The organism is Nitratireductor sp. GCM10026969, from assembly GCF_042660605.1.
Classification (GTDB): Bacteria; Pseudomonadota; Alphaproteobacteria; order Rhizobiales; family Rhizobiaceae; genus Chelativorans.
Genome location: NZ_JBHSUM010000231.1, coordinates 1 through 4,717, shown reverse-complemented (window position 1 = coordinate 4,717; position 4,717 = coordinate 1). Strand labels below are relative to the sequence as shown.

Genomic DNA, 4,717 nt, shown 5'->3' with positions numbered 1-4,717 from the left:
TTCGCCTATCCCTCGCGGCCGGACAGCGCGGCGCTGCACGGGCTGTCCTTCGACGTCGCGCCGGGCGAGACGGTGGCCATCGTCGGCCCGTCCGGTGCGGGCAAGAGCACGATCTTTTCGCTCCTCCTGCGCTACTACGATCCGGCAGGGGGCGCGGTGCTGGTGGATGGTGTGGACCTCAGGCAGGCCGACCCGCGCGCCGTGCGCGAGCGCATGTCCATCGTTCCGCAGGACGTGACCATTTTCGCGGCTAGCGCGGCCGAGAACATCGCCTTCGGCCGGCCGTCTGCGACGCGGGCGGAGGTGGAGGCGGCGGCGAAGGCCGCGCTCGCGCACGACTTCATCATGGCGCTGGAAAACGGCTACGAGACGCAAGTCGGCGAGCGCGGCGTGATGTTCTCCGGCGGCCAGCGCCAGCGCGTGGCGATCGCACGCGCGATCCTGCGCAACGCGCCGATCCTGCTCCTCGACGAGGCGACCTCGGCGCTCGACACCGAAAGCGAAACCCTGGTTCAAAGGGCGCTCGAGGGCCTGATGCAGGGCCGCACGACGCTGGTCGTGGCGCATCGTCTTGCCACCGTCCTGAAGGCCGACCGCATTCTCGTGATGGAGGGCGGCCGGATCGTCGAGGAAGGCGATCATGCCGATCTCGTTCGCCAGGGCGGCATCTATGCGCGGCTCGCCAGCCTGCAGTTCGAGGCCGGGGCGGACGTGTTTCGCGGCGCCGCGGCGGAATAGGCGAGGGGGCAGACACCGCACGCTCTCGCGGCCGCCGATGCACAGGTTACCAAAAAGGACGCGGTGGTCCCGTGGTGTCCGGATAACCCGCCGGTGGTGCCTTCAGCCCCGCTTGCGCGCCGCCAGCGTCCTCAGCCGCAGCGCATTGAGGCGGATGAAGCCGGCGGCGTCCTTCTGGTCGTAGGCGCCGTGGTCGTCCTCGAAGGTGACCAGCGCGTCGGAGTAGAGCGACTTGCCGGAGCGGCGACCCGTGACGATGACATTGCCCTTGTAGAGCTTCAGCCGCACCTCGCCCTCGACGTCCTCCTGGCTCCTGTCGATCAAGGCCTGTAGCATCTCGCGCTCGGGAGAGAACCAGAAGCCGTTGTAGATGAGCTCCGCATAGCGCGGCATCAGCTCGTCCTTCAGGTGGGCAGCGCCGCGGTCGAGGGTGAGCGATTCGATCGCACGGTGCGCGGCGATGAGGATCGTGCCGCCGGGGGTCTCGTAGACGCCGCGCGACTTCATGCCGACGAAGCGGTTCTCCACCAGATCGAGGCGGCCGATGCCGTTGTCGCGGCCGAGATCGTTGAGGGCGGCCAGAAGGGTTGCCGGCGACATCGCCTTGCTGTCGAGCGAGACGGCGTCGCCGCGCTTGAAGCCAATGGTGATCTCGGTCGGCTGGTCCGGCGCGTCGAAGGGCGAGACGGTGCGCTGATGCACGTATTCGGGCGGCTCCGACCACGGGTCTTCCAGCACTTTGCCCTCGGATGAGGAGTGCAGGAGGTTGGCATCGACCGAGAACGGCGCCTCGCCCTGCTTGTCCTTCGGCACGGGGATCTGGTGTTGCTCGGCGAAGTTGATGAGGTCCGTGCGCGACTTGAAGGTCCAGTCGCGCCACGGCGCTATAACCTTGATATCCGGATTGAGCGCGTAGGCCGACAGCTCGAAGCGCACCTGGTCGTTGCCCTTGCCGGTAGCGCCGTGGGCGATCGCGTCGGCGCCGGTCTCGGCGGCGATCTCGACCAGCCGTTTTGAGATCAGCGGCCGGGCGATCGAGGTGCCGAGCAGGTAGGTGCCCTCATAAAGCGTGTTGGCGCGGAACATCGGAAAGACGAAGTCGCGGGCGAACTCCTCGCGCAGATCCTCGATGTAGATCTCCTTGATGCCCAGCATCTCGGCCTTCTTGCGCGCCGGCTCGAGCTCATCGCCCTGGCCGAGATCGGCGGTGAAGGTGACCACCTCGGCGCTGAGCTTCGTCTGCAGCCATTTCAGGATGATCGAGGTGTCGAGCCCGCCCGAATAGGCGAGAACGACCTTCTTTACGTCTTTGTGCGTCGCCATGCTCTTTTCCGATGGTGCAAAGCCCGGCGCGGCCGGGCCCGAAATTGCGCCGCACTATTATCAGGAAAAGCGAGAGGAGCAAGGCCGGGCGGTTCGGCTTGGCCTCTTCCCGACCGGCAGGGCCGGCGGCTACTGGCAGTTCTGGATGGAGTCGAGCGCGGCGGAAATGCCGAGGAGGGAGAAGGTGTAGCGGGTGGTGTTACCGCGGGCGGAGGTGGCCTCCACCTTCATGTCGGCGCCGGCTTTCATCGCCGAGACGAGCGCCGGCTCCTCGGCCGCGTTCTCGAGCCAGGCCGAGCTGTCCTGGGTGAACATGGTGAAGGAGCGGTCGTCGACGGACACCGTCACCTTGGAATCTTCCCGGAGACTGTAGCCGGCGATGAACTGGGGCTCATAGGCAACGTTCTGCCCGGGCTTCTGGCTGACGAAGAAGAAGATGTCGCCGTGGTCCAGGCTGGAGGGCTCCTTGCTTTTCGGGACGCTCATCACATAGCAGACCTTGCCGTTGTCGGACTGGTAGCTGTAGGTGCCCCAGTCACGGTGCTGGCCGACAGCCGTGGCCTGCGCGAAGGCCGGTCCGGAAACCGCGACGGCGCAAACCAGAAGAAGCGATGAGAGAATTCCACGCATTGTCCTGACCGTTCGTTTGTCTGCTGAGTCCTGAAGCGCACGAGTCTGATTGCTTCAGTTTTATTTAATTTTGGTTACCAAAGGGTGATGCCGCCGGAGAAACCGCCGTTTTTCGTTTGGATGGGCCACCGGCGCGACCCTGTACCCCGATGCGACTTTGAATCGGAGAAAAAGGCGAGAGTTTGACTCTCTGCCTGAAGCGGAGGGACGGCCGGTGCACAGCCCGGCCGCAGACCGTTCCGGCAGGGGCTCAGAGTTCGCCGATATCCTCCAGCGCCCGCCTGGCCGCTTCGCGGTGTGCAGGAGTGATGTGGGCACGGACGGTGCCGAGCGCGGCCATGAGCACCGCGATGTCGTCGGTAAAGCCGAACCCCACGAAGAAATCCGGAATCGTGTCCAGCGGCAGGATGAAGTAGGCGAGCGCCGCGAGGAGGGTGCCGCGCACCCGTGCGGGCGTTTCCCGATCGAGCGCGCAGTAGTACCCGGCGACCACCTCGTCCATGAACGGGATCTGGCGCGCGGCCTTCCTGGCGGTGTGCCAGAAGCGGTGGCGTATCCGTTCCTCGCGGTGGCGGTTCTCGCCACCGCCGGCGGGGGTCAGAATGGCGTTGATCTGTGTGTTTTCCATGGGTTTGCCTCGCCACCACATATGGTTGGCGAACCGTCTTTGTGCAACGGGGGCATGTTTGAAGATCGCCGGAAGCCGGCGCGCGGATCGCGGCCGTGCGCTCCGCAGTCACAGAAAAGACGCAAGGATCGGCTGCGTAGAAGGAGATCGATGCAGAATTCTTCTGTGTAGGCGCAAAAATCTGATATCCAAGGCAAGGACATTGCACTGTGACGGTGCTACCTTCGCGCCGGGATAACCGCGGTGGAAAGCGGCACAACAAGGTCGACGGGGCTTCACGGGCGTAATAAGCTCATCCTTGAACGGCCTGGGGAATAAGAACAAGGAATGCGTCTTCGCGGCGACATTCCAGGGGAGTACCGCAGGATATGGACTATTTTCTCCAGCAGCTTATCAACGGGCTGACGCTGGGTTCGATCTATGGCCTCATCGCCATCGGCTATACGATGGTGTACGGCATCATCGGCATGATCAACTTCGCCCACGGCGACATCTTCATGATCGGCGCCTTCATTTCGCTTGCCGTCTTCCTGGTGCTGACCAGCGTCTTCGGTTTCGCCTTCCTGCCGGTCGTGCTGCTGATCGTGCTGATCGTGGCGATGCTGTTCACTTCCGCCTGGGGTTGGACGGTCGAGCGGCTTGCCTACCGGCCCTTGCGCGGCTCCTTCCGCCTGGCGCCGCTGATCACCGCCATCGGCATGTCGATCGTGCTGCAGAACTTCGTGCAGATCACGCAGGGTGCGCGCGTCAAGCCGTTGCCGCCGCAGATCCAGGGTGGCGTCACGCTTATGGAGGGATCCGGCGTTATCGGCGACATCGTGGTGCGGCTTTCCTATATGCAGATGATCATCATCGTCATGACGGTGGTGCTGATGGCGGCCTTCACGCTGCTGATCAACCGCACCGCGCTCGGCCGCGCGCAGCGGGCCTGCGAGCAGGACCGCAAGATGGCCGCCCTTCTCGGCGTCAATGTCGACCGTACCATCTCGCTGACCTTCGTGATGGGTGCCGCGCTCGCCGCGGTGGCCGGCCTGATGTTCCTGCTTCTCTACGGCGTCCTCGATTTCTACATCGGCTTCCTGGCCGGCATCAAAGCCTTCACGGCGGCCGTGCTCGGCGGTATCGGCTCGCTGCCCGGCGCCATGCTGGGCGGGCTCTTGATCGGGCTGATCGAAGTCTTCTGGTCCGGATATTTCTCGGTCGAATACAAGGATGTCGCGGCCTTTTCCATTCTCGCCATCGTGCTGATCTTCCTGCCCTCCGGGCTGCTCGGCAAACCTGAAGTGGAGAAGGTGTGATGACGGGATCGGATACGGGGATGCCGGCATCCACTCAGAAGCCGGTCGGCGCGCAGGCGGAACGCGAGGCGCGGGCGGCGGCGCCGCGCACGATCCGGGC

At 64.6% G+C, this 4,717-nt stretch carries 5 protein-coding genes; 2 read left to right on the top strand and 3 right to left on the bottom strand.

Annotated elements, in window-relative coordinates; all coding sequences use genetic code 11:
* Positions 1 to 738: ABC transporter ATP-binding protein (locus ACFP9U_RS23960; protein WP_378625291.1), on the top strand; the 738-nt coding region annotated here is incomplete at its 5' end.
* 102 nt (positions 739 to 840) lie between these two features.
* Here the strand turns inward: ACFP9U_RS23960 and ACFP9U_RS23955 are convergent.
* From ACFP9U_RS23955 to ACFP9U_RS23945, 3 genes are all read right to left on the bottom strand, one after another.
* Positions 841 to 2,061 carry an argininosuccinate synthase gene (locus tag ACFP9U_RS23955; RefSeq protein WP_378625290.1) on the bottom strand — a complete coding sequence of 407 codons (1,221 nt, stop codon included), beginning with the start codon at positions 2,059 to 2,061 and terminating at the stop codon, positions 841 to 843.
* Positions 2,062 to 2,190: 129 nt separating this feature from the next.
* Entirely contained in the window at positions 2,191 to 2,691 is a 501-nt protein-coding gene (locus tag ACFP9U_RS23950) for an invasion associated locus B family protein (protein WP_378625288.1), read from the bottom strand.
* Positions 2,692 to 2,941: 250 nt separating this feature from the next.
* A complete protein-coding gene (locus ACFP9U_RS23945; RefSeq protein WP_378625287.1) occupies positions 2,942 to 3,319 on the bottom strand; it encodes a YkvA family protein in 378 nt (125 codons plus the stop codon).
* Between the two features lie 368 nt (positions 3,320 to 3,687).
* Here ACFP9U_RS23945 and ACFP9U_RS23940 point away from each other — a divergent pair, with 368 nt between their 5' ends.
* Positions 3,688 to 4,617, top strand: a complete 930-nt coding sequence (locus ACFP9U_RS23940; RefSeq protein WP_378625286.1) for an ABC transporter permease subunit — start codon at positions 3,688 to 3,690, stop codon at positions 4,615 to 4,617.
* Positions 4,618 to 4,717 lie beyond the last annotated feature (100 nt).